The sequence below is a fragment of the Corallococcus sp. bb12-1 genome, from assembly GCF_026626765.1.
Classification (GTDB): Bacteria; Myxococcota; Myxococcia; order Myxococcales; family Myxococcaceae; genus Corallococcus; species Corallococcus terminator.
Genome location: NZ_JAPNJZ010000027.1, coordinates 394,771 through 420,034 on the forward strand (window position 1 = coordinate 394,771; position 25,264 = coordinate 420,034).

Annotated in this window: 20 protein-coding genes; 10 read left to right on the forward strand and 10 right to left on the reverse strand. The window is 70.1% G+C overall.

From position 1 onward, the window contains the following. The first annotated feature begins 653 nt into the window (after positions 1-653). Positions 654-1,592 (forward strand): 23S rRNA (cytidine(2498)-2'-O)-methyltransferase RlmM, encoded by a 939-nt coding sequence (gene rlmM, locus OV208_RS32690; protein WP_267577841.1) that lies wholly within the window; start codon positions 654-656, stop codon positions 1,590-1,592. Positions 1,593-1,638: 46 nt separating this feature from the next. Continuing rightward, entirely contained in the window at positions 1,639-2,343 is a 705-nt protein-coding gene (locus tag OV208_RS32695; RefSeq protein ID WP_267577842.1) for a diguanylate cyclase domain-containing protein, read from the forward strand. 69 nt (positions 2,344-2,412) lie between these two features. On the opposite strand, the gene OV208_RS32700 is transcribed toward OV208_RS32695, so the two are convergent. The 4 genes from OV208_RS32700 to OV208_RS32715 form a co-directional block, all read right to left on the reverse strand. After that, on the reverse strand, positions 2,413-3,330 hold the full coding sequence (locus tag OV208_RS32700; RefSeq protein WP_267577843.1) for a M23 family metallopeptidase: 918 nt from the start codon (positions 3,328-3,330) through the stop codon (positions 2,413-2,415). 227 nt (positions 3,331-3,557) lie between these two features. Beyond that, the gene (locus OV208_RS32705; protein ID WP_120544905.1) at positions 3,558-4,355 is read right to left on the reverse strand and encodes a Stp1/IreP family PP2C-type Ser/Thr phosphatase; all 798 of its coding nucleotides are present in this window, start codon (positions 4,353-4,355) and stop codon (positions 3,558-3,560) included. Positions 4,356-4,461: 106 nt separating this feature from the next. Then, the gene (recN, locus tag OV208_RS32710) at positions 4,462-6,195 is read right to left on the reverse strand and encodes a DNA repair protein RecN (RefSeq protein WP_267577844.1); all 1,734 of its coding nucleotides are present in this window, start codon (positions 6,193-6,195) and stop codon (positions 4,462-4,464) included. A 156-nt stretch (positions 6,196-6,351) separates the two neighbouring features. After that, positions 6,352-9,615, reverse strand: coding sequence for an SNF2-related protein (locus OV208_RS32715; RefSeq protein WP_420715067.1), 3,264 nt, complete (start codon positions 9,613-9,615; stop codon positions 6,352-6,354). 310 nt (positions 9,616-9,925) lie between these two features. Here OV208_RS32715 and OV208_RS32720 point away from each other — a divergent pair, with 310 nt between their 5' ends. The 5 genes from OV208_RS32720 to OV208_RS32740 all read left to right on the forward strand — a co-directional run bounded on the left by OV208_RS32720 (position 9,926) and on the right by OV208_RS32740 (position 14,263). Continuing rightward, the gene (locus OV208_RS32720) at positions 9,926-10,462 is read left to right on the forward strand and encodes an adenine phosphoribosyltransferase (RefSeq protein ID WP_267577845.1); all 537 of its coding nucleotides are present in this window, start codon (positions 9,926-9,928) and stop codon (positions 10,460-10,462) included. 103 nt (positions 10,463-10,565) lie between these two features. Next, complete coding sequence (locus OV208_RS32725; RefSeq protein ID WP_267577846.1) at positions 10,566-11,180, forward strand: TetR family transcriptional regulator; 615 nt, start codon at positions 10,566-10,568, stop codon at positions 11,178-11,180. A gap of 82 nt (positions 11,181-11,262) precedes the next feature. Next, the gene (gene coaD, locus OV208_RS32730; RefSeq protein WP_120545524.1) at positions 11,263-11,760 is read left to right on the forward strand and encodes a pantetheine-phosphate adenylyltransferase; all 498 of its coding nucleotides are present in this window, start codon (positions 11,263-11,265) and stop codon (positions 11,758-11,760) included. After that, complete coding sequence (locus OV208_RS32735) at positions 11,757-12,503, forward strand: MBL fold metallo-hydrolase (protein WP_120545520.1); 747 nt, start codon at positions 11,757-11,759, stop codon at positions 12,501-12,503. Before coaD ends, OV208_RS32735 begins: the two co-directional genes overlap by 4 nt. Before the next feature lie 161 nt (positions 12,504-12,664). Then, positions 12,665-14,263, forward strand: coding sequence for a bifunctional metallophosphatase/5'-nucleotidase (locus OV208_RS32740; protein ID WP_267577847.1), 1,599 nt, complete (start codon positions 12,665-12,667; stop codon positions 14,261-14,263). 11 nt (positions 14,264-14,274) lie between these two features. Here OV208_RS32740 and OV208_RS32745 read toward each other — a convergent pair whose 3' ends face one another. The 3 genes from OV208_RS32745 to OV208_RS32755 are packed head-to-tail and all read right to left on the reverse strand — an operon-like array spanning position 14,275 to position 17,807. Continuing rightward, the gene (locus tag OV208_RS32745) at positions 14,275-15,048 is read right to left on the reverse strand and encodes a YdcF family protein (RefSeq protein WP_267577848.1); all 774 of its coding nucleotides are present in this window, start codon (positions 15,046-15,048) and stop codon (positions 14,275-14,277) included. 14 nt (positions 15,049-15,062) lie between these two features. Further along, entirely contained in the window at positions 15,063-16,901 is a 1,839-nt protein-coding gene (locus tag OV208_RS32750) for a serine/threonine-protein kinase (protein ID WP_267577849.1), read from the reverse strand. Positions 16,902-16,961: 60 nt separating this feature from the next. Beyond that, positions 16,962-17,807: an NAD(+)/NADH kinase gene (locus tag OV208_RS32755; RefSeq protein WP_267577850.1), complete on the reverse strand. Its 846-nt coding sequence runs from the start codon at positions 17,805-17,807 to the stop codon at positions 16,962-16,964. Between the two features lie 131 nt (positions 17,808-17,938). On the opposite strand from OV208_RS32755, the gene OV208_RS32760 reads away from it, so the two are divergent. Continuing rightward, the gene (locus tag OV208_RS32760) at positions 17,939-19,285 is read left to right on the forward strand and encodes a replication-associated recombination protein A (RefSeq protein WP_267577851.1); all 1,347 of its coding nucleotides are present in this window, start codon (positions 17,939-17,941) and stop codon (positions 19,283-19,285) included. A 31-nt stretch (positions 19,286-19,316) separates the two neighbouring features. Here OV208_RS32760 and OV208_RS32765 read toward each other — a convergent pair whose 3' ends face one another. From OV208_RS32765 to OV208_RS32775, 3 genes are all read right to left on the reverse strand, one after another. Further along, on the reverse strand, positions 19,317-20,792 hold the full coding sequence (locus OV208_RS32765) for a sigma-54-dependent transcriptional regulator (RefSeq protein WP_267577852.1): 1,476 nt from the start codon (positions 20,790-20,792) through the stop codon (positions 19,317-19,319). Then, a complete protein-coding gene (locus OV208_RS32770; protein ID WP_267577853.1) occupies positions 20,789-22,369 on the reverse strand; it encodes an ATP-binding protein in 1,581 nt (526 codons plus the stop codon). The genes OV208_RS32765 and OV208_RS32770 overlap by 4 nt, the downstream gene beginning before the upstream one ends. 168 nt (positions 22,370-22,537) lie before the next feature. After that, positions 22,538-23,491, reverse strand: coding sequence for a diguanylate cyclase (locus OV208_RS32775; protein ID WP_267577854.1), 954 nt, complete (start codon positions 23,489-23,491; stop codon positions 22,538-22,540). A gap of 136 nt (positions 23,492-23,627) precedes the next feature. Between OV208_RS32775 and OV208_RS32780 the strand changes: the two genes are divergently transcribed. Together OV208_RS32780 and OV208_RS32785 are read left to right on the forward strand one after the other, a co-directional pair. Further along, entirely contained in the window at positions 23,628-24,419 is a 792-nt protein-coding gene (locus OV208_RS32780) for a glycosyltransferase family 2 protein (RefSeq protein WP_267578057.1), read from the forward strand. Positions 24,420-24,426: 7 nt separating this feature from the next. Continuing rightward, a complete protein-coding gene (locus OV208_RS32785; RefSeq protein ID WP_267577855.1) occupies positions 24,427-25,263 on the forward strand; it encodes a ChbG/HpnK family deacetylase in 837 nt (278 codons plus the stop codon). Position 25,264: the final 1 nt, after the last annotated feature.

Below are 25,264 nucleotides of genomic sequence, written 5' to 3' on the forward strand. Positions count from 1 at the left end.
CCAGGAGATGTAAGGGAGAACCAGACCAAAACCACGCGCGCCCCCCGAAACTTCCTCTCGGCTGGCCGCCCGGCGCGCGGTGGCCCAGAGTAAAGCGGAACCGAGTCCACGCAATGTCCCCTAAGCAGATTCAACGTCCCCGCGCCGCGAAGACTTCTCACGGCCGCTCCTCCCCGGGCCCCCGCCGACCAGGCGCCCCCTCCCGTCCCGGCAAGCCGTCCCGGTCCGGTCCACCCTCTTCCGGCTTCAAGCCCGGGGCCAAAACCCACCCCAAGGCCGATGCCAGGTCCGGGGATGCCCGGTCCAGCGGCAGGCCCGGCCCCAAGGCAGGTGCCCGACCCGGGTCCCGGCCCGGCACCGGTCCAGGTGCCGGCCGGCCTGGCGCCAGCGCGGGTCCCGGCAGATCCGGTCCCAAGCCCGGCCCCAATGCGGGTCCTGGCCGGCCCGGCGCCAAATCCGGCCCCAACGCGGGGACCAAGCCCCGCGCGGGAGGCCTGGGCCGTTCCGCCCCCGCCCCCACCGCCTCTCCGGCGCCGCGCATCCCACCTCGGGCGCGTGTTCCTTCCATCCCCGCACAGACGCTCGCCGCCCAGCCGGGGCGCTGGCTGTGGACGTGCCGGGAGGGCTTCGAAGCACACCTGTTCGAAGAGCTGGTGTGGGCCCATGCCAACCCCCGCATCCTGGGCCCCGCCCTGGTGGAGTCCGAGCACCGGCCGGATGTGCCCCCCGCCTTCGGCCGGGCCGCGGAGAAGGTCATCGCCACCTGGGCCCCCGCCGGCGGGGCGCAGGTGCCCGTGGAGGACATCGTGGACGCCCTGTCCGAGCTGCCCACCCGTGTGCCCTGGCTCCTGCGCGCCTTCACGCCGGACAGCGAGCGCGGCAACACGCAGGCCGGACGCGCCGAGGCCCTGGAGGCCGCGGTGCGCTCGGCCCTGCACCCCAACCGCCTGCTGGAGGACGACAACCGGGCGCGCGAATCGGGGGCCCTATTGGTGGGCCTGTGTGTGGCTCCGGACGGCGTGCTCATCCTGGGCGCAATCAGCGCCCGCGAGGCCCTGTCGCTGGCCCCGGGCGGACGGCGGCGGATGAAGCGCGCGGGCGAGTCCCCGTCCCGCGCGGCGATGAAGCTGGAGGAGGCCCTGGACGGCCTGGCCGATGAGCCAGGGCGCGGCGACGTCTGCGTGGACCTGGGCGCGGCGCCGGGAGGCTGGACGCAGCGGCTGGTGGCGCGCGGGGCGCGGGTGGTGGCGGTGGACCCGGCGAAGCTGATGCCGGAGCTCACGAAGAACCCCCGCGTGCAGCACGTGCAGGAGAGCGCCTTCGCCTACGCTCCGGAGGAGCCCGCCGACTGGCTCTTCTGCGACATGGCGTGGCGACCCCTGGAGGTGGCGCAGCTGCTGGCCAAGTGGGGGCGCCGACGCTGGGCCCGCAACCTGGTGGCCAACATCAAGCTGCCCATGAAGGACAAGAACCCGCTGCTCCTGCGCGTGAAGCAGATCCTCGTGGACGACGGGGGCTGGGACGGCCTCACCGTCCGCCAGCTCTACCATGACCGGGATGAGGTCACGGTGACGGCGCGACGCATGCGCTGAAAGCAGCCTGCGCCCGGGTGCTGTCCGCGCTACACACCCGGGTACGATGCCCTATTCCATCGACGATCCCACCGCCACCGCCCTCGTCGCACTCCACCCCCGGGCCGCCCGGCCCGGGCATGCGAACGAGGCGCCGCAAGCGGCCGCCCTGGAGCTCATCGCCACCGAGCAGCGCCGTCGCGGCCAGCCGGATGCCACCGGCGCGCTGCACGTGCTCGCGCTGACGCAGGGAACGCTCCTCAAGGAGCAGTTCGACCTGTCCACGCACGCCCACCATGACGGCTGGACCGTGGGCGCGGTGATGGTGGACGTGAAGGAGATGATCCACTTCAACGCGCGCTTCGGCTTCCCGGCGGGGGACGCGCTGCTCAAGGCCCTCGTCGCGTCGCTCGCGGCGCAGTACCCCGGTGCGCGCATCGTGCGCTTCCAGCCGGACGGCTTCGCGGTGTTGCTCGTGCCCACGTCCCAGCTCACCGTGCGCGAGGACAGCGCGGACACCACGCGGGCGCGGCTGACGGAAGAGCTGCGCCCCACCCTGCCCCCGGGCGCTGCGGCCACCGACGTGCCGGGCTTCACCGTGGCGCTGCTGGAGCTGACGGTGCACCAGCCGTCGCACTGGCAGGTGCTGGGGCCGCTGTTGTGGGCGGAAGTGGAGCGGGCCTACATCATGGAGCGCACCGGACGGACGCACGGCCTGCAGCGCCGGCACCTTCGCCTGGATGCGTTCCTTCCGGAGCCGGAAGGAACCTGAAGCGTCGGGGCGGATCAACGGGGCTCGCCAACATGAAGCCCCGGACCCTGCTCCCCGGAATCCCTCGAGCTACTCCTCGAGGATGAACTTGCGCGGGTTCTGCGGCACGCCGTTCACGCGCACCTCGTAGTGCAGGTGGGGACCGGTGGAGCGGCCGGTGTTGCCCACCGCCGCCACGGGGACGCCGCGCTTCACGCGGTCGCCGGCCTTCACCAGAATCTTGGACAGGTGGCCATAGCGCGTCTTGATGCCGTAGCCGTGGTCGATGACGAGCACGTTGCCGTACCCGCCCTCCAGACCCGCGAACACCACCGTACCGTCCGACGGCGCGGTGACTTCCTTGCCGTGCGGCGCCGCGATGTCCAGGCCCGCGTGCGTCACCCGGTCCGCCGTGTACGGGTCCAACCGCTGACCGAAGTCGCTGGTCACCCAACCGCGCGCCGGCCACACCGACGGCGTGGAGGCCAAGAGCGACTTCTGGTCCTGGAAGTACGCCTGCAGGTCCTGGAGGCTCAGCTCCTGACGGGTGGCCTCCGCGGAGAGCCGGTCCAGGCGGCCCAGCAGCACCTTGGGCGTCTCCGTGGTGGTCAGCTGGGTGAACTGGGTGTCCGTCGTGGGCGCCGTGGTGCCGACTTCCGGCTCCGTGGGGCCCATGGCCAGGTTGCGCTGCGGGTCCGACAGGAGCGTCACCGCGCGCAGCTTCTGGTCGAAGCGCTCCACCCGGTCCAACGTGGAGCCAATGTGTTCGATGCGCTCACGCACCGACTTGAGCTGGGAGCGCAGCGTGAGGTTCTCCTCACGCAGAATGCGGTTCTCCGAGGCGTCCGCGGCGACCTGCAGGTAGTGGATGCTCGCACCCGCGCCCAGTCCCGCCACCAGCATCAGGCCCATCCCCACCTGCACCAGCCAGGAGCGCTGGATGGTGTAGCGCTTCACCGGAGCGTCGTGGTCCGGGATGACCATCAGCGTGAAGGACTTTTTGGCCACGGACCACTCCTGGAGAAACCCTGCTCTTACGTGGGACTTCCGGCGGCAGAACCTAAGTCGCTCCGCGCGCTCGCAACACCTCCCCCGCCAACCGCCCCCCACACACCGTCACCCATTGGCGATTTGCCATGAGTGGAAAGGTTGGGGCAGCTATCATCCGTCTTTGAAGAGTGTCAAGGTCAACAGAGGCCGGGCGCGCCCCACCGCACCCGGGTCAAGGGCGGACTTCAGCCGCCCATGCGCACGACAATGACGCTGATGTTGTCGTCGCCGCCGCGCTCGTTGGCCAGGTCGATGAGGTGCTTGGGCACCTCTTCGAAGCTGCCGGAACGGGCCACGGCTTCGTGGATCTCCCGGTCCTCCAGCATGTTGGCCAGACCGTCGGAGCAGAGCAGGAACACGTCACCGGGCTCGGACACGAGTCCCATGACGTCCACCTGCACCTCCTCCTCGAAACCGACGGAGCGGGTGATGATGTTCTTGTAGCGGGAGTGCTTCGCCTCCTCGGGGGTGATCATCCCGGCCTTGATCTGCTCGTTGACCAGGGAATGGTCCTCGCTGATCTGCTGGATGAGGTCGCCGCGGATGAGGTACGCGCGACTGTCGCCCACGTGGGCGAAGAAGGCGTGCTCGTCGCGGACCACCAGGGAGATGACGGTCGTTCCCATCCCGGAGAGTCGCGCGTCGTCCTGGGCGGTGAGGTAGATGGCCTGACAGGCCTTCTCCACCGCGGAACGAAGCGCCTCTGGAATGGGCGACTCCTGGAGGTTGGGAACACTGACGAAGGGGTTGTCTCGCCCTTCGCGCGCGCGCCTCAACTCCTTGTCGATGGTCTCGACGGCGATGCGCGACGCGGTACCACCACCCGCGTGCCCACCCATTCCGTCCGCCACGACGTAGAGCTGGAGCTCATCGTCAATGAGGAAACTGTCCTCGTTGTGATTGCGCTTGCGCCCGACGTCCGTCAGGCCAGCGGAGATGACTTTATGGCGGGGGGCCGCGGTCTGCCCTGCGGTGCTGGACACGCGCCGGATGCTATGTGAGCCCCAATGAGGGGGCAAGGACGCGGACGAAAACTCACGGTGCGTCATGCCCTCCCCCCTGGGTCACACCTACCTTCGGGGCCTGATTTCAGGCCGTCCGCCGCAGCCGGCCCCGGGGGCTGGTGCCCTCCGGACCCGATTCCCGGCGTGCCCGGGGGGAGCGGTGGGCAGAACGGACCAGGGCCTCGGCCGCCCCCAGCGCCTCCCGCGTCACCTCCACGCCGGACATCATCCGCGCCAGCTCCTGCGTGCGCTCGGCCCCCGCCGCCAGAGGCACCACCTGGGACACGGTGCGCTCGCCCCGGACGCTCTTGCGGATGAGCAGGTGCGCGTCCGCGTAGGCCGCCACCTGGGGAAGGTGCGTGATGCACAGCACCTGCCGGTGGGAGCTGACCTCGCGAATCATCCGCCCCACCACGTCCGCGATGGCGCCGCTCACCCCCGCGTCCGCCTCATCCAGCACGTAGCAGCCGCAGGCGTCGCTGTCCGCCAGTGCACGTTTGAGGGCCAGGAGCAGCCGGCTCGCCTCGCCGCCCGAGGCCACCTTGGCCAGCGCGCGCGCTGGTTCGCCCGGGTTGGCGCTGAAGTAGAACTCCACCTCGTCCAGGCCGTCCGGGCGCAGCGACTCCCCGGCCGTCACCCGCACCTCGAAGGCGGCCTTGCCCATGGCCAGCCCGCCCAGGCCCTCCCGCACCTGCTGGGAGAAGGCCCCCGCGCTCGCCTTGCGCGCCTTGGACAGGGACAGCGCCGCCTTGCGCGCCCGCTCCTCCACGCGCTTCTTCTCCTGGTTCAGCTCCTCCAGGATTTCGCGCCGGTTCTCCAACGTGCCCAGTTCGGTCTCCAGCTCGCCGCGCTTCAGCAGGACGCCGTCCAGCGTCACGCCGTGCTTGCGGCACAGCCGCTTGAGCGCGTCCAGCCGCTCCTCCACCTCGCCCAGCCGCCCGGGGTCGGATTCCAACCCCTCCACGTAGCGGTTGAGCCGGCGCGCCGCCTCTTCCAGCTCCGACAGCGCGGTGCTGAGCGACTGGGCCACCGGCGCGAGGGTCGCGTCGCACTTGACGCCCTCGTGCACGAGCCCCAGCGCCCGGCCGACGATCTCCACCGCCGAGGGCGCATCGCCCGCCACCAGCAGCTCCGCCTCCGCGCCGTAGCGCTTGAGCTTCTGCGCGCTGCCCAGCCGGCGGCGCTCCGCGTCCAGCTTCACGTCCTCGCCGGCCTCCGGCTCCAGGCGCGTGATTTCGTCCAGTTGGAAGCGCAGGAACTCCGCGCGCTCGCGCACCTTGGCGTCGTCGCCACCGAGCGCGTCCATGCGCGACTCCACCTCGCGCAGGTTCGCCCACTCGCGGCCGTACGCGGCCAGCGTGTCCTCCAGGCGCCCGTACTTGTCGAGCAGCACCCGGTGCAGGCCGGAGTCGAAGAGGCTCACGTGTTCGTGCTGGCCGGCGATGTCCACCGCGCCCCGGGTGAGCTTCCCCAGGACCCCCAGTGTCACCAGCGCGCCGTTGACGTAGACCTTGCCGCGCCCGGTGCGCCCCAACACGCGGCGCACCAGCACCTCATCTCCCAGGTCTGGAAGCCCCAGTTCCTCCAGCCGGGAGGCCAGCGCCGGTGTCCGGGCGAACACGCCCTCCACCGCCGCGTCCTCGCAGCCTGCCCGGATGACGTCCGCATCCGCCCTCCCACCGAGCAGCAGACCCAACGCGTCCACCAAGATGGACTTGCCGGCCCCTGTCTCACCCGTGAGGACGGTAAGGCCGGCGCCAAACGCCACCTCCACCTCCTCAATCACCGCTACGTTCGAAATCCGAAGTCCCAGCAGCACGCGCGCCCTCCGCGGTCCGTACGTCGCCCCAACACCTGAACACCCTAGCAGGTCTCGATGACACTGCACAGGTGTTCGGGTCGGGTGCACGCAGGGAGGGCGGGGGGAGGGGCAGAGCCGTTGGGCCCCCAACCCTTCCCCACCTCCTGGGGCCCATCAGATTTCGGTGAACAGCTCCTGGATGTCCTGCTCCGTGAGCGTGCGGCCCATGTCGTCCCCGTCCGTGCCGAGCACGCCAGCGGCGAGTTCACGCTTGCGACGCTGGAGGCTGAGGATCTTCTCCTCCACCGTGCCGCGGGTGATCAGCTTGTAGCTGATGACCGCGCGCGTCTGACCGATGCGGTGCGTACGGTCCGTGGCCTGGTCTTCCACGGCCGGGTTCCACCACGGGTCGAAGTGGATGACGTAGTCGGCCGCAGTGAGGTTCAAGCCGGTGCCGCCCGCCTTGAGGCTGATGAAGAACAGCGGCGGACCGTCCGGACGGTTGTACTCGTCCACCTTGCCCATGCGGTCCTTGGTGCGACCGTCCAGGTACAGGTACGTGATCCCCTTCTTGTCCGCCTCCTGCTTCAGCAGCTCCAGCATCTCCGTGAACTGGCTGAAGACGAGCGCGCGGTGGCCTTCGGCGATGAGGTCCTCCACGAGTTGCATGAAGCGCTCGAGCTTCGCGCTGGAGGGCAACAGCGTGCCGGGCGGCATCTTGAGCAGGCGGGGATCGCAGCACACCTGCCGCAGGCGCATCAGCGCGGCGAGGATGGACACGCGGCTGCGCTTGAAGCCCACCTTCTCGATGGAGTCGTTCACCTTGCGGCGGCTCTCCTCCAGCACCTCGCGGTAGAGCGCGGCCTGGCCGGGCTCCATCTCGCACCACGCGACGCTCTCCGTCTTCGGCGGCAGGTCCTTGGCCACCTCCGTCTTGAGCCGGCGCATGATGAAGGGCTGGATGCGACGGCGCAGCCGGTCCTTCGCGGTCGGGTCGTTGGCCACCTGGATGGGCTGCTCGTAGCGGTCGCTGAAGCCTTCCGCGCTGCCCAGGAAGCCGGGCATCAGGAAGTCGAAGATGCTCCAGAGCTCCGACAGCCGGTTCTCCAGCGGCGTACCGGTGAGCGCCAGGCGCGTCTCGCTGGGCAGCGACTTGCACGCCTGCGCGGTGGCGCTGTCCGCGTTCTTGATGTTCTGCGCTTCGTCCAGGATGACGTAGCGGAAGCCCACCTGGGACAGCTGCTCCAGGTCGCGGCGCACCAGCGCGTACGACGTGAGCACCAGGTCCATGCCCTTCAGGTCCTCGGCCCGCTCGCGCCGGTCCTGCCCGTGCCACACCATGGCCTTGAGGCCCGGGGTGAAGCGCTCCGCCTCGCGCTCCCAGTTGGCGAGCACGCTCGTGGGCGCGACCACCAGCGACGGCTTGTGACCCTCTTCGTTGGCCACCTTCTGCATCAGGCTCAGGGACTGGATGGTTTTTCCCAGACCCATGTCGTCCGCGAGGATGCCGGACAGCCCGTGCCGGCGCAGGAACCAGAGCCAGGAGAGGCCTGATTCCTGGTAGTGGCGCAGCGTGGCCTGGAGTCCTTCCGGCGCGGCCACCTTCGGCACGCCCGACGTCTCGCGCAGCGCGAGCATCGCCTGCCGCGCCTTGGCCTCCACCTCGGTGAACTCGCCCAGGTCCGCGAGCAGGTCCAACGCCACCGCCTGGTGCAGCGGCAGCCGCGTGCGCGTGCGGCCCGGCATCGCGCCGGCCTCCTCCAGGAGGTCCGCCACGCGCTTGATCTCCGCGGTGTCCGCTTCCGCGAAGGAGCCGTCCTTGAGGGGCACGAACTTGCGCCCCGAGTCCAGCCACATGCGGATGGCGCCCAGGTCCACGGCCTGATCGTCGGTGACGAACTCCGCGTCCAGGTCGAACCACTGCACGCCGCTCATGCCCACGCGGATGCGCGGCTTGAGCTTCGGACGCAACCGCACCTTGGGGGCGGTGACGCCGTAGCGCTCCCACTCCTCCGGCAGGCTCGCGAGCCCCCGCGCCCAGAACTCCAGGGCCGCGTCGCCCGTGGCCTCGAAGGACAGCGAGGGCACATCGAAGCGCATCCCCTGGTCCATGAGCAGCTTGCCCGCGGAGCGCTCCACCTCGTCACGGCGGCGGTACAGCTTGCGGCTGTCCTCGCCGACGCCGCTCGCGTAGCCCAGATGGGTCGCGGTGGGGGACACCGCCACCGTCGTCTGACCGTAGCGCGCGGCCAACTGCACCTTCACGCGCTCGGCGGCGCCTTCCAGCGTGACGACGAAGCGCGGCTCCACCGCCTCGTCGACCTCGATGTCGTCCGCCTTCAACGACATGCGGAAGCGCGGCAGGTGCGCGGCGAAGAACGTCAGCACCCGGTCCAGTTGTCCGGCCGGGAAGGCCATGGACGGCTCCAGCAACCACTTGCGCAAGAGGCGCGGCGGGAAGTCCGGCTCCACCGGGTGGAGGTTCTGCGCCTGGATGACCCAGGTGCGCCGACCCGCCAGCACGATGATGTCCTTGAGCGGGTAGCCCACGCCGTCCGGGAACAGCAATTCAATCTGCGCGGTGGCGCCGTCCGTGCGCGATTCCAGGTGGATCTGCGGCCGCACGGGCGCGTCCATGTAGACGAGCGGCGTGCCCCGGTAGATGACCCGGCGCTGGCGCAGGAGTTCCAGCACTTCGACCAGGTCCTCGTCGGACAGCACGATGCGCGAGTCGTAGCGCTGCTCGTGGCGCGCCAGCACCATGAAGATGCGCTCGTCCGGGGGCGCGATGCGGCTGCCCGTCTGGAGCAGGCGCTTCACGTGGACCGGGCCCTTGGTCTGCGCGTCCTGGCGGCGGACATCCACCACCCAGTGACGGCCGGTGGAGCCCCCGGTGCTCGTGTTGGCGGGGGTGAGCCGGTAGAGGAACTCGTAGTCCGGCAGCGACGACAGGCCCAGCCAGCTCTCCACCTTCGCGAGCGCGGGCAGGGTGACGCCTTCCATCCCCGGCGCGTCGCTGGGGATTTCCACCTCGTCGTCCGCGTGCATCCCGTCGTCCTCCGGCATCGGAGGGGGCGGCGGCGCGACCTTCTGCGGCGGCGGAGGCGGCCGGAAGCGCGCGGCGTAGATGAGCGCCACGGCGACGACGTGCTCGCAGTGCGGGCCGGTGGTGTTCCACACCGGGCAGGTGCAGGAAGAAACGACCTTCCCCTCTGCCGGCATCAGGACCACGTCATAGCGCTCGCCCGTCGGAGCCGCGACCTGCGCGCGGATGCGTTCGGGTTCACGAGTCAGGCCGAATACGCGGCGGCCCTCGGCCACCTCTCGACCTTTCTTGAACGTGGGGGGCTGGACCTCGGCCTTGAGGGCGCGAAGCCACAGTCCGTCTTGCGGGGAGAGAGGGTCTCGGGTGTCGGCGGTGGTTTGCACGGCTTGCAATGCCCCAGACTCCTTGGCCTTGGTCGGGGGGAACCGCCTCGCTTAACACAGCGAAGGCTTCCCCGCGCGCGGTAAAAAACAGGGCGTTCGCCGGCGGAGCCATCCGCCCGAGCGAAGCTGTGAGATCATCAACGTCCGCCATGTCCTGGTCCCGTCCCAGAGCCCCCGCCCTCCGGCCCCTCCCCCCAGGCGCCCCCGTCCAGGGGCACGCCCGGTCGGCCGCCGCTGGGATTGGGCTCGACCTGGAGCCCATGGGACCCCACGAACGCCGTCACCCGCACGGACCGTCGTTGCTCCGGAGCCACCGTCCATGTCCTTCGACCCCACGCTCGTCTCCGACCTCCAGGCCGTCCTGCGCGACGTGCCGGACTTCCCCAAGCCCGGCATCGTCTTCAAGGACATCACCCCCATGCTGGCCGACCCGCGCCTCTTCGGCCGCGTCGTCAACGCCATGGCCGCGCCCTTCCGGGGCCAGCACATCACCAAGGTCGTAGGCGTGGAGTCGCGCGGCTTCCTGCTGGGCGCCCCCATCGCGCTGGCGCTGGACGCGGGCTTCGTCCCCGCCCGCAAGCCCGGCAAGCTCCCCCACCGCCGCATCATCGAGCGCTACTCCCTGGAGTACGGCTCGGACGGCGTGGAGATGCACGAGGACGCCCTCCTCAAGGACGAGCGCACCCTCGTCGTGGATGACGTGCTCGCCACCGGCGGCACCGCGGACGCCACCGCCCGGCTCGTCCAAAGGCTGGGCGGACAGCTCGTCGGCTTCAGCTTCCTCATCACGCTCGACTTCCTGGAGGGCGCGAAGCGGCTGGGGCCCGACAAGGTGACGTCCCTCCTGTCGTTCTAGGCCTCCCCCGCCCCGACGGCCGCCCACCCGTCCCCCGGGTCGGGTTGACGTCCGCGCTGGCGCTGTTTATAAGTTGGTCACACAACCTAGAAACAAATCGCCCATGCCCCGCCCCTCCAACACCGAAGCGCGCCGTGAACAGATTGTCGCCGGGCTGCTCAAGGCCATGGCCGAGCGCGGCTACGAGGGCGCGTCGGTCGCGGAGATCGCGAAGGCGGCGCACCTGAGCGCGGGGCTGGTGCACTACCACTTCAAGGACAAGCAGGAGATCCTCCTGACCCTGGTGCGCTCGCTGGCCTCGCTCGCACGGCAGCGCTTCACCACCCGGGTGTCGCGGCTCGCGCTGGACGATGCGCGGGGGCGGGTGGAGGCGTTCGTGGACGCGTTCCTCGCCACCGGGCCGGACGCGGACGTGGCGGCCGTCGCGGGCTGGGTCACCATCAGCGCGGAGGCCATCCGTCAGCCGGAGGTGCGCGTCGCCTACGAAGAGGTGGTGCGCGCGGACCTGGAGCAGTTGGAGTCACTCGTCGCGGCGGTGGTGGGCAAGCGCCGGGCGCGTCCGCTGGCCGCGGGGTTGTTCGCCGCGATGCAGGGCTACTTCGTGCTCTCCGCGAGCGCGCCCGGGCTCGTGCCCCCGGGTTCGGCGGCGGGCACCGTGAAGCGCATGGCGGCGGGACTGCTGGACGCGGCGGAGCCCCACGCCCGGGACGACGCATGAAGCGCTCCGGTGCCTTTCGGATGTCGTGGCGGTTTCCTTCCATCCGGGCCCCCAGGGCCGGGACTGTTCGTGGGGTGTCGTGATGACCATCGCGCTCTATGCCGGCAGCTTCGACCCTGTCACCGCGGGGCACTTGTCGGTGGTGCGTCAGGCGGCGCGCCTCTTCAGCCACGTCGTCGTCGTGGTGGCGGTCAACCCGAACAAGCACACGCTGCTGACCGCTTCGGAGCGCGTGGCGCTGGTTCGCGACGCGGTGGCCCGACATCCCAACGTCACCGTCACGCACACCGAAGGGCTCATCGTGGAGCTGGCGCGGGAGATTGGCGCGAGCGTGCTGCTGCGCGGCGTGCGAGGCGCCACCGATGCCCAGTTCGAGACGGAGCTCGCGCAGATGAACCGCGCGCTCGCGCCTGAACTCTCCACCCTCTTCCTGCCCGCCGAGGCGCACCTGGCCGAGGTGTCCAGCAGCGCCCTCAAGGAGCGCATCGCGCGCGGCGAGGACGTGTCCGCCTACTGCCCTCCCGCCGTCGCCGCGATGCTGCGCGAGCGGCTGACGTCTTCCCTCCGGAGCCACCCATGAGCCTGTCCTTCGTTCCCCTCGGCGTCGGTGATGCGTTCTCCGCGCTGTACTACTCGTCGTGTCTCGCGCTGGAGGCGGAAGGCCAGGTGCTGCTGCTGGATTGCCCGCACCCCATCCGCAAGATGATGCGCGAAGCGTCCGAATCCTCCGGCGTGGCGCTGGACGTGGACCGCGTCAGCGCCGTGGCCCTCACGCACCTGCACGCGGACCACGCCTCCGGCCTGGAGAGCCTCGCGTACTTCTCCTTCTTCGTGCTGCAGCGGAAGATGGAGCTGCTCGCGCACCCGAGCGTCACGCGTCGGCTGTGGGAAGGGCACCTCGCGGCAGGCATGGAGTGCCTCATCGAACAGCAGGGCGCGGACCCCAGCCACAAGCACTTCGAGGACTACTTCACGCACACGCCGCTGCACCTGGAGCGCTCGGTGCGCCACGGGCCGTTCGAAATCGAGTGCCGCTTCACCTACCACCACGTGCCCACCACCGCGTTCCGCATCCGCGCCGGGGGCCGGTGCCTGGGCTACAGCGCGGACACCGCGTTCGATGAGGGCCTCATCGCCTGGCTGTCGGAGGCGGACCTCGTCATCCACGAGACCAACTACGGCGTGCACACGCCCTACGAGAAGCTCGCCGCGCTGCCGGAGACCACGCGAGCGAAGATGCGCCTCATCCACTACCCGGACGGTTTCGACGCGAGCACGAGCGTCATCGAGCCGCTGGTGCAGGGCCGGCGCTACACCGTCTGACGGGGAAGCACGCGGTCGGCTGGACGCCCTTCTTCCTCCGGGAAGTTGGACGCGCACCTTGCGCGTTGCGCCAAATCCGGTCCGCTCGCCTTCATGCGCCGAGTGCGCTACGCCGAATGGGATTGGCGCTCCCCCGTGCCCCCGCAAGAGAACGACCCCTGATGACGAAGATGACCGTGCGCACCCGGGCCGCGCTCCTGCCGCTCACGCTGGTGCTGGCCGCCCACTCCGCCGGGGCCGCCGCGCCGACGCCAGCTCCGGTGGGGGAGACCGTCCGCCTCACGATCCTGCACCTCAACGACGTGTACCAGTTCCAACCCACGGCCCAGAACCGGGGCGGCCTGTCGCGCGTGGCCACGCTGCGAAAGCAGGCGCTGAAGGAGTCCCCGCACGTCCTCACGCTGATGGCGGGTGACACCCTCTCCCCGTCGGTGGAGTCGTCGGCGGAGGTGGAGGGCGAGGCGCTCAAGGGCCGGCAGATGATCGACGCGTGGAACGCGCTCGGCGTGGACTACTCGGTCGTGGGCAACCACGAGTTCGACTTCGGGGACGACGTGCTGCGCGCGCGCATCCAGCAGTCGCGCTTCCCGTGGCTGGGCGCCAACGTGATGAGCGTGAAGTCGGGCCAGGTGTTCGACGGGATGAAGGCGTGGGACGTGCGCGACGTGGGCGGCGTGAAGGTCGGCATCTTCGGCGTGGTGCTACCGGAGACGCAGAACTCATCCAAGCCGGGCAAGGACACGCGCATCACGCCATACTGCGAGGCGGCGAAGCACTCCGTGGACGCGGTGCGCGCGGCCGGGGCCCAGTTCGTCGTGGCGCTCACGCACCTGGCGGTGGAGCAGGACCGGGAGCTGGCGAAGTGCGTGCGCGTGGACGTCATCATCGGCGGGCACGACCACGACCGCGTGGAGGAGACCGTCGCGGGCACGCCCATCTTCAAGCTGGACGAGGACGCGGTGGACCTGGGCCGGCTCACGCTGGACCTGGACGCGAAGACGGGCGCTGTGAAGAAGCTGGCGTGGAAGGTGCTGCCCATCACCGCGAAGACTCCGGACGACGCGGCCTTCAACGAGCAGATGAAGTCCTACGCGCCGCTGCTCGCCACGCTGGCCGAACGCATTGGCCGCTCCCCGGTGGCCCTGGATGCCCGGAGCGCGCAGAACCGGGTGGGCGAGACGAACCTGGGCTCGTTCCTGGCGGACACGTTCCGCGAGGCGACGGGCGCGGACGTGGCGCTCGTCAACGGAGGCGCCGTCCGCGCGGACCGGGTGCTGCCCGCGGGGAAGATGACTCGGCGGGAGCTGTACTCGCTCATGCCCTACCGCAACGAGCTGGTGATGCTGGAGGTGACGGGGGCGACGCTGCGCGCGGCGCTGGAGAATGGCGTCAGCCTGAGCAGCGTGGACGGCAAGCCGCCCGGCCGCTTCCCGCAGGTGTCCGGCATGCGCTTCACCTATGACCTGCGCAAGCCGCCGGGAGCGCGCGTCACGAAGGTGGAGGTGCGCGGCCGGACGCTGGACGACGCGGCGGTGTACCGGCTGGCCACGCTGAGCTTCATCGCCGCGGGCAATGACGGCTACACGATGCTCAAGGAGCTGCCCCTGCTGCCGGCGAGCAAGGACCTTCCCTCTCCGTGGGATGCGCTCAGCGGCGCGTTCAGCACCGGCAAGCCCGCGCCTCGCGCGAAGCCCCAGGGCCGCATCGCCCTGGTGGGCGCGCCCTCGGGCGGCCTGCATCCCCCCCCGACGATGAAGTAGCGCGGGCAACCCTACGGCGCGGTCCATCCGCGCAGCCGGTACACCACGCGCCCGGCCAGCTCGCGCAGCATGTCCGTGCTCTGGCTGAGCCCTCCCGCGCGCGGCAGCCAGCTCAGACGGGCCGGCGGTATCGGCGAGGAGCGCACGTCCACCGCGAGCGTGTCCGCGCGTATCCCCACCGCCGCGAAACAGCCCGCCGCCCTCGGCAGGTGCGCGGCGCTCGTCACCAGGAGCAGCGACTTCCAGCCGTGCTCACGAATCAGGGGCTCGGAGTTGAGCGCGTTCTCGCGGGTGTTGCGGCTGCGGCCCTCCTTCACGATGCGCTCGGGCGCGATGCCCCAGTGCTCCAACTGCCCGGCCAGCACGTCCGCCTCCACCACCGCCTCCGGCCTCGCGTCCAGGTTGCCGCCCGTCAGCAGCACCTGCTTCGCGCGTCCGTCCCGCAGCAGCTCGAAGCCCCGCATGATCCGCTCCGGCGCCGCGTTGTACTCCGGCTGGCCCGAACGCTCCGTGGCCGCCGCGTCCAACCCTCCGCCCAGCAGGATGACCGCGTCGTAGACGGTGTCCTTCCGGAAGGTGCTCACCGCGCCGCCCTCCGTCGCCCGCGTGAGCAGCGCCACCACCGGCTCGATGGAGAAGGCGTACAGCACCGCGAGCGCCGCGAGTTGGAGCCCCACCGACACGCGCGCGCGACGGCGCCACAACAGGCTGCCCACGCCCAGGAGCAGCGCCCAGGTGAGCGGGGAGAGCAGCAGGTCCAACAGCTTGGAGAGGACGAGGAACATCGCGGGGGGCCGGGCTACCTGCCCTTGCGTCCGCCGGACAGGTACTTGCGCGCCTCGGCCGCGTCGTCGCCCTGGGGCTCCAGGTCCAGGTAGCGCTGGTAGTGCTCCCGGGCCTCCCGGGCCTTCCCCTGCCGCGCGCCCATCCGCCCCAGCTCCAGGTGACACAGCACGGAGGCCGCATCCACCTCCAGGCATCGCCGGAATTCCGATTGCGCCTGCATCACGTTGCCTCCCCGGAGATGATCCACGCCCACGAGGTACGACGCGCTCGCCTCCGGGCGACGGTCCTTCCAGTAGTAGACGAACCCCTTCATGCCCCGAGGCGTGGGTGCGGCCGGCTTGTTCGCGCGCGCGCCCGTCGGTGACCGCGAGTCCTCCTGCTGGCCCTGGGCGGGTGCGGACTTCGGCGTCTCCGGCACCAACCGCTCCAACGCCACCTGCACGCGCTCGGGCACGGCCGACTCGGACACGGTCGTCGACCAGGGCTTGTAGCCCACGAACCGCAACTCCAGTTGGTGGGTCGCGTCCCCAGGGTCGACCTCCAGCAAGGCTGGCGTCGTCCCGACCGGCGCACCGTCCCAACGCACCTCCGCGCCCGGAGGATTCGTCACCACCGGGAGCTTTCGCAGGGTGGGGGCCAACACCTCGGGGACCACCGCCCGCCAGACGAACAACCCCACGACCACCGCCACGAGCGCCCCCCATATCCACATGGGCAGGGGCTCCCTCCCCCCGGCTCCAGCCTCCAGGGGAACGTCCGTCGCCCGCTCCTCCGGATACGCCGAGTCCAGCGCGCGATACACCGAGGACGCCGTCGCCGGCTCCCCCAGGCCCCCCGGGCCATCCTCCCCCGTCCAGATGGCCACCTGGCGCAGGAAGGATGCGGGAATGCGCGGCTCATGCCCCGCGAGCTTGAGCTCCTCCTCGAACAGCCAGCCCATCAGGTGGCGCAGCGTGGTGGCGGGGAACAGGGGCGCCCGATACGCGAGCCACTCCGCCAGGGCCCGCTGGAAGTCCTCCGCGCTCGTGAAGCGGTCATCGCGCCGCAGCGCAAGCGCCCGCGACACCAACGCCACGAGCGAAGCGTCCAGCTCCGGCACGTACTGGTGCGCGGGCGTCAGCATCCCCTTGGCGATGCGCTCCATCACCGCGTGCGCATCCCCCTCCACCGGCCGGCGCCCGGTGAGCAGCTCGAAGAGCACCACGCCCGTCGTGTACACATCCGAGCGCGCATCCAGCACCTCCGCGCGCGTCTGCTCCGGCGACAGGTAGATGTACTTGCCGCGCACCACGCCGGCTTCCGTCTCCGGCCGGTCCGACAACTGCGCCTTCGCGATGCCGAAGTCGGACAGCTTCACCTCGCCCTCGTAGCTGACGAGCACGTTGTCCGGCGACACGTCGCGGTGCACCAGCCCCAGCGGACGGCCCTCCTCGTCGCGGCGCGTGTGCGCGTGGTGCAGGCCCTTGCAGACCTCCAGCACCAGCCCCACCGCCAGCGGCGCGGGCAGGTGCGCAAGCCCCTTCAGCTTCGAGCGCTTGAGCACGTGCGACAGCGGCTGCCCGTCCACCCACTCCATCGCGAGGAAGAACTCGCCCTCCACCTCGCCGAAGTCGAAGACCTGCACGATGTTGCCGTGGCTCAGGCCCATGGAGATGCGCGCTTCGTTGAGGAACATCTTCACGAAGGCCGGGTCCTGCGCGTACGGGTCCCTCACGCGCTTGATGACCACGGAGCGGGACACGCCCGGCGCCAGCGTGAAGCGCGCGCGGTGCACCACGGCCATCCCGCCCGCCCCCAGGCGCTGCTGCAATTCGTACTTCCCGAACCGCGTCGTGTGGGAACCCGTCGTCACGGGGGCGGAGGGTACCCTACCCTCGCGCCACGAGGGGAGCCCCACACCCGGCGGCGTGGCTCAACGCTCGCCCCAGTGGAGCTTCTGCCGGAGGATGGTGAAGAAGGCCACGCGGGGGTTGCGCACCAGGCCCACGCGGTTGGGCGAACGCACGACTTCAATGCAGTCACCCGTCTGCAGCGAGTGGCCCGTCTGTCCGTCCAGCGTCAGGTACGTGTCCGCCGTCTCGCTCTTCAGCGTGATGCGGATGGTCCGGTCCGCCGGCACCACGATGGCCCGCTGGGTCAGCGCGTGCGAACAGATGGGCGACAGGATGGTGCAGTCCACCGACGGGTGCACGATGGGCCCGCCCGCGGACAGCGAATACGCGGTGGAGCCTGTCGGCGTGGCCAGGATGATTCCGTCCGACTTGTACGTGGTGATGGGCACGCCATCGATGGACGTCTCGTGGTCCGCGATGCGCGCCAGCGCGCCCTTGTTGATGACCACGTCGTTGAGGACTTCGTCCTCGATGAGGACCTTGCCCCCGCGCATCAGGCGGCACGACAGCTTCATCCGCGAGTCCACGTGGAAGTCGCCCGCCAGCACGTCCGCCAGCCGGGTGAACAGCTCCTCCACCGGCACCTCGGTCATGAAGCCCAGGCTGCCCAGGTTCACGCCGATGATGGGCACGTTGCGGCCCCCCAACAGCCGCGCCGCGTAGATGAGGGTGCCGTCGCCTCCCAGTACCACCACCGCTTCCGCGCGCGCCGCCAGCTCCCGGTCCTCCACGCGCGGCCAGTTCAGCGCATGTGCCAGGGCACGGTCCGCCAGCACCGTCAGGTGCGGGTAGCGCTCATGGATCTCCGCCGCCAGAGCCACGGCCTGCGGGGTGTCTCGCTTCGCGACGATGACCAGGGTCTGCACGCCCCCCGGGTTCTAGTCCAGGCGGCCAGCCAGAGGTGCAAGGGAATTGACGCACCTGCCCGCCGCCGGACATCCCCGCGGGGACATCAGGAGGGCGCGGGAGCCGCTGGGACGCTAGGGTCAGGGACGACATGGACCTGTTCGACCACGCCAGCCAGAAGGAAACGGCCTCCCTGGCGCCGCTCGCCGAGCGCATGCGGCCGACCACCCTCTCCGAATACCTGGGCCAGGAGCACCTCACCGGCGAGGGCCGCTTCCTGCGCCGCGCCCTGGAGGCGGACCAGGTGCCCAGCCTCATCCTCTGGGGCCCGCCGGGCACGGGCAAGACGACGCTCGCCCAGCTCGTCGCGCGCTCCACCGGCGCCGCCTTCGAGACGATGTCCGCCGTGCTCGCGGGCGTGAAGGACATCCGCGAGACGGTGGCCCGCGCCCAGGACCGCTGGAAGCTCCACCGCCAGCGCACGCTGCTCTTCATCGACGAAATCCACCGCTTCAACAAATCCCAGCAGGACGCGCTGCTGCCCCACGTGGAGAAGGGCACCGTCACCCTCATTGGCGCCACCACGGAGAACCCGTCCTTCGAAGTGAACGCCGCCCTCCTGTCCCGCTGCCGCGTCATCACCCTGCGCGGCCTGGAGCAGGAGGAGCTGGTGGCGGTGATGCGCCGCGCGGTGGCGGACCCCAAGGGCCTGGGCGGCAAGGTGACGGTGGACGACGCCGCGCTGGACTTCATCGCGGACGCGGCCGGAGGCGATGCGCGCAAGGCCCTCACCGCGCTGGAGGCCGCCGCGGCCCATGGCGGCGCGGTGGTGGACCGCAAGGTGGCGGAGGAGGCGCTCCAGCAGAAGCTGCTGCTCTACGACAAGGGCGGCGAGGAGCACTACAACGTCGTCAGCGCCTTCATCAAATCCATGCGCGGCAGCGACGTGGATGCGGCGCTGTACTGGATGACGCGCATGCTGGAGGCGGGAGAAGACCCGGTCTTCATCTTCCGCCGCATGGTCATCTTCGCGTCGGAGGACGTGGGCAACGCGGACCCGCGCGCGTTGGGCGTGGCGGTGGACGCGCTCCGGGCCTTCCAGTTGATGGGCCTGCCCGAAGGCACCCTGCCCCTCACCCAGGCCGTGACGTACCTGGCGCTGGCGCCCAAGTCGAACGCCGTCATCGCCGCCTACGCCGCCGTGCGCGAGGCCGTGACGAAGGAGGGCGCGCTGCCGGTGCCCATGCACCTGAGAAACGCGCCCACGAAGCTGATGAAGTCGTTGGGCTACGGCGGCGGGTACAAGTACCCGCACAACTTCGAGGGCAACTATGTCCCGGAGGACTACCTGCCCGAAGCGCTGCGCGCCCGCTGCTTCTACACCCCGACGCGCAATGGCTTCGAGGCGGAGCTGTCCGAGCGCTACGAGACCATCCAGCAGCAGCTCGCCGCCCGGCGTGAAGCCTCCGGCGAGCGGGAGCCCGGGGAGGACGGCTGAAGCGCCGTCCTCCCGCGCGGGGACTTCAGCCTCAAGACACGGCTTCGAGCGCGGGCACACCCGGCCCGGTGTCCGCGTCCGGCCCCTTACCCTGGCGCGGCTTCATGCTCCGGCCGGCCACCTCGTACTGCTTGAGCAGGCGGCGGAAGTTGGAGCGGTCCACGCCGGCCGCGCGCGCCGCGCTGGACACGTTGTGGTTGTTCTTCTCCAGGAGCGCGGACAGGTAGCGGCGCTCGAAGGCGCGCATGGCCAGGCGCTTGGCCTGGGCGTACGGCAGGTGCGCCAGGCTGAACACCTCCACCGCCGAGTCGGCCTGGGGCGCGGCCTGGAAGCCGGGCGGCAGGTCCTCCACGTCGATGGCTTCGTTGGCGGTGAGCACCACCGCGCGCTCGATGACGTTCTCCAGCTCGCGCACGTTGCCCGTCCACCGGTTGCAGGTGAGGGCCTCCATGGCGCGGGGGCTGATGCCGTTGACCTTCTTGTCCGCCTTGCCGGTGTAGACCTTGAGGAAGTGGTGCGCGAGCAGCGGCACGTCCTCCGGGCGGTCGCGCAGGGGCGGCAGGTCGATGGTGATGACGTTGAGCCGGTAGAACAGGTCCTCGCGGAACTTGCCCTGCTCCTTGGCGCGCGACAGGTCCACGTGCGTGGCGGCGATGACGCGCACGTCCACCTTCACGGGCTCGTTGGCGCCCACGCGCTTGACTTCACCTTCCTGGAGGACGCGCAGCAGGCGCACCTGGGTGGCCGGGGGCACGTCGCCAATCTCGTCCAGGAAGATGGTGCCGCCGTCGGCCGCCTCGAAGAGGCCCTTCTTGTTGCCGGTGGCGCCGGTGAAGCTGCCCTTCACGTGGCCGAACAGCTCGCTTTCCAGCAGCGTCTCCGACAGCGCCGAACAGTTGACGGCCACGAAGGGCTTGTCACGGCGGGCGCTGCGGTAGTGGATGGCGCGGGCGACAAGTTCCTTGCCCGTGCCGCTCTCACCCTGGATGAGGACCGTGGCGGTGGAGTGGCTGACCGTCTCCACCAGCTTGAACACGGCGCGCATCTGCGACGACTGCCCGATGAGGTCCTCGAACTGGCTGCGCGCGGTGAGCGCCTCCTCCAGCGCGCGCGTGCGGTCCTTGAGGGACTTGCGCTCGGCGGCCTTGGCCACCGTGAGGCTCACCTCGTCGATGTTCTCGAAGGGCTTGGTGAGGTAGTCGTACGCGCCCGCCTTCACCGCCTCCACCGCCGTCTCCACGGTGGCGAAGGCCGTCATCATGATGACCTCCACGTCCGGGCGGTCCGCCTTGATGGCGCGCAACAGGTCCATGCCGGACAGGTGCGGCATCTTGATGTCGAGCACGACCACGTCGATGGACGGATCCTTCGCCGCCGCGAGCCCCTCCACCGCGTCGTCGATGGCCACGACGGGGTGCCCCTCCCTCTGGAGGATCTGGGTGACGGCCTTGAGGACGACGGAGTCGTCATCGACGACGAGGACCTTGGCGCGCTTGACTTGGTTCACGGCAACCTCTCGAGCTGCAGGGGAATGGGCAGGAAGACGGTGAAGCGGGAGCCAGTGCCAACGTGGGTGTCCACCTGGAAGGTGCCCCCGTGGTCCTGGACGATGCGGTAGGCGATGGACAGGCCCAGGCCCGTCCCTTCGCCCGGAGGCTTGGTGGTGAAGGACGGCTCGAAGATGCGCGGCAGGTGGCGCTCTTCAATGCCCGTCCCGGTGTCCGCCACCGCGAAGAAGCACCGGTCGCCCTCGCGGCCCGTCTCCAGGGACAGGCGCCCCTTGCCTTCGGGCAGCGCGTACAGGCCGTTCTGCAGCAGGTTGAGCACCACCTGCGCGAGCTGGCCCGCGTCGCCGTACACCGTGGGCAGCGCGTCCTTCAGGCCCAGCTTCAGCTCCACCCGGGGCATGGACTTGAGCTGCGCGCGGAAGAGCACCGCGGCGTCCTCCACGCACTTGGACACGTCGAAGAGGCGGCGGTCCTCCACGCGGCTGTGCCGGCTGAACTTCAGCAGGCTCTCCACGATGCGCTTGCACCGCAGCGCGCTCTCTTCAATCAGCTTCAGCGACTCCAGGTCGTTGCCACTGCGCCCCGCGTCGCGCGACATGAGCTGCGCGAAGGCCAGGATGCCGCCCAGCGGGTTGTTGATTTCATGCGCCACGCCGCCCGCCAGCTGCCCCACCGCCGCCATCTTCTCCGTCTCGATGAGCCGGCGCGTCATCGCCTGCTCCTCGGTGACGTCGCGGTAGGTGCACACCGCGCGGTCGTCGCCCGCGAACGGATAGGCCGCCACCACGTAGCTGCGCCCGCCCTGCTGCACTTGCCCGCGCGCGCCCTTGCCGCTCTCCATCGCGGAGGGCAGCGGGCAGCCCGTGCACGGCGTGTCCCGGCCGAAGAGGTACTGGTGGCACGGCACGTCGGAAGGCACTTCCTCGATGGAGCGGCGGGCCACCTGCGCGTAGGCCACGTTCGCGCGGCGCACCGCGAAGTCCCGCGCGCGCACCACCGCGAGCGGCGTCTCCATGCAGTCGAAGGACAGCTCCCACTCGCGCTTCGCGGCGGACAGCAGGCGCGTGCGGACCGCGACGCGCTCCTCCAGGTCCGCGTTGAGGCGCTTCAACTCCGCGTTCTGCTCCTGCGTGACGCGGTAGAGCCGGTCGTTCTCCGTCTGGAGCGCGTGCTGCTCGAAGGCGCTCTTGACGGTGAGCACCAGGTGGCTGTCGTTCCAGGGCTTGGAGATGAAGCGGAAGATTTCGGAGCGGTTGATGGCCTCTTCGATGGCCTGCTGATCCGCCTGCCCCGTCAACATGATGCGCTGGGCCCGGGGCTCCTGCTGCTTCACCTGGGTGAGGAACTCCACCCCGTTCATCCCCGGCATGCGGAAGTCGGAGATGACGACCTCCGGGTGGAACCGCTCCAGCGTGCGCAGGCCCGCTTCCGCGTCCGTCGCCGTCTCGATGTCCCACTCACCTCGCCGCAGCACCCGCCGGATGGACTTGAGGATGTTCTCCTCGTCGTCCACGAGCAGCAGCCGCCCTCGGGCGACTGGGTCCTGCGCTTGTGCCTGTGCCACCAGGGTTCCCATGAAGTTTCCGGGTTCCGACATTTGCAATGGCCTTGCCAAACCCGAGATTTGGATAAGCCCCGGGAATCACGCCCATTTTCCAGGACCTGACAAAAAGGGGCAAGGTCATCATAGACCCACCATACCCAAACGGGTCAAGGCCGACCCTGGGTGCATGACCCTCCCGGGTCATCCAACCCGGGAAGGGGGTGCCGAAAACAGGGGTGCGGGCGGGTGCAGGCAGATGCGGTCGCGGCCCTCGCCCTTGGCGCGGTAGAGGGCCTCGTCGGCGGTCAGCAGGAGCTGTTCCGGGGTGAGGATGGCGCGGTGGGGGAAGCTGGAGACCCCCAGGGACGCCGTGACGCGCAGGGCCCCCTCCGGGCCCGCATGCAGGTCGGAAACGCCCCTGCGCACGCGCTCCGCGACGGTGAGGGCTCCTGGCAGGTGGGTACAGGGAAGGAGGATGGCGAACTCCTCGCCCCCGTAGCGGGCCACCAGGTCGGTTTCGCGCACGCTGTGCTGGAGCGAGGCGGCCACCTCCCGCAGCACCCGGTCCCCGGCGCTGTGGCCGTGGGCGTCGTTGATGTTCTTGAAGTGGTCCAGGTCCACCAGGATGAGCGACAGGCTCTCGTCGTAGCGCTGCGCGCGGCGGAACTCCTCGCGAAGCCGCTCCTGGAAGTAGCGGTGGTTGTGCACCTGGGTGAGGCCGTCCGTGACGGCCAGTCGCCGCAGTTCCTCCACCTGGGAGTGGAGTTCCGTCCACTTTCGGTGCGTTTCGAGGCTCCGGTAAAGCCGGATTCGCAGTTCTTCCTCGTCCCATGGGGTCAAAATCAACTCAGCCCCTCTGCGAAGCGCGGCGAGCCTCAGGGCCTTGTCTTCCGGTGGGGCGATGACCAGGACGGGAGGCCGGGACGAAGTGGGGACAGGTGGGGTGAGTGCCTCCAGGAGCGCCTGGGCTTCCTTGGGGTTCGTTTCGCCGGGGCAGAGCAGGACGCCATCTACCTCCTGGGTCAGACCCAGGGCCTCCGGGCCCGTGCGCGCCACCCGGAGAGCGAAGTCCTCGGGGCCGAGCGTGCGGACCAGTTGGGGCAGCAGCGCCTGCGAATCGTCGACGACCAGCAGCGTGAAGGGCTTGGTTTTCACCGTGTCCCCGTAAAATGATGACTAGACGGTACTCTAGGGGTTTGTCACGGGGAAGGCCATGGGGTTTGCCTCGGAACCACACCCTCTGGTACCGAGCGCCGTTTCCTTTCTGACGGAACGACGCGAGATGACGACCGTGGCCAAGTACCCGAGCATCAGCCTGTTCTTCCCCGCCTGGAACGAGGAGGACTACGTGGAGCGCGCGGTGAGTCGCGCACTCGAAGTGCTGCCGAAGCTCACGGACGACTTCGAGATCATCGTCGTCAACGACGCCTCCACGGACCGGACCCAGGAGGTCTGCGAAGCGCTGGCGGCGAAGGTGCCTCAGCTCAGGGTCATCACCCACCCGGTGAACCTGAAGCTGGGCGGGGCGATGCGCACGGGGCTGACGGCGAGCACGAAGGACCTGGTGCTGTACTCGGACATCGACCTGCCGTTCGACATGCGGGAGGTGGAGCGGGCGCTGCACCTGATGGAGTACCTGGAGGCGGACATGATCTGCGCCTTCCGGTTCGACCGCACGAGCGAGGGCCCGAAGCGCATCGTGTACTCCTTCGTCTACAACCTGCTCATCCGGGCGTTGTTCGACATCCAGATCAAGGACGTGAACTTCAGCTTCAAGCTGATGCACCGCCGGGTGCTGGAGTCGATGGAGCTCAAGAGCCAGGGCTCGTTCATCGACGCGGAGCTGGTGGTGAAGGCCATCCGCAAGGGCTTCCGCGTGTTCCAGATGGGCGTGGACTACTTCCCGCGCACGCGCGGCATCTCCACGCTGGCCTCTCCGTCGGTCATCGTGAAGATGGTGAAGGAGCTGGTGAGCCTGTACCCGGAGACGCGCACGCCGACCCCGCCGGTGCAGCCGGTGCGCCTGCCGCCGTCGGTGCAGCCGCTGCGGCCCGTGGTGACGGGCACCACGGGGCGCGGGTAGGCACGGCATGTCGCCGCGCACGCGCCTCATCGTCAACGCGGATGACCTGGGCCTGCACCCGTCGCTGGACGCGGGCATCCTGAAGGCCCACCGCGACGGCATCGTCACCAGCGCCACGCTCCTGGCCATGGGGCCTTCGGCGGTGGAGGCCGTGGGGCTCGCGAAGGCGCAGGGGCTGGCGGTGGGCGTGCACCTGGCGCTGTCCACGCGGCTTCGGTGCGCCGCGCCCGCGGAGTCGGTGCGGACGGTGGCGCCGGACGGGCGGCTCCGGGCGAGCTGGGCGGACTTCGCCCGGGCGTGGCTCACCGGGAAGGTTCGGCGCGAGGAGTTGGAGCGGGAGTTGTCCGCGCAGCTGTCCCGCGCGCGGGAGCTGGGCGCCAGGGTGGACCACCTGGATGGGCACCAGCACCTGCACCTCTTGCCAGGGGTGCGTTCGGTGGTGGAGGGCATCGCCGCACGGGAGGGACTGCCCCTCAGGTGGCCGGATGCGCTACCGCGTGCGTCGTGGCTTCGCGCTCCCGGGCCGGCGTTGAAGACGACGGTGCTCGCGGTGCTGGCACGCACGGCGCCCCGGGCAAGGACGGGCGTGCGCCGGGTGAGCGCCGGGGGCGTGTTCGAGGCGGGCCGGCTGGATGAGTCCGCGCTGCTGGCGGTGCTGGATGCACTGCCGGCGGGGGACTTCGAGCTGGGGTGTCATCCGGGAGAAGGCGCGCCGCATGTGCCGGAGGATCCGGCGTGGCGCTACGGCTGGGACGCGGAGCTGGCGGCGCTCACGAGCCCCCGGGTGAAGGCGAAGCTCGTGGAGCGCGACATCGTGCTCGCGAACTACGGCGCGTTGGGCTGAA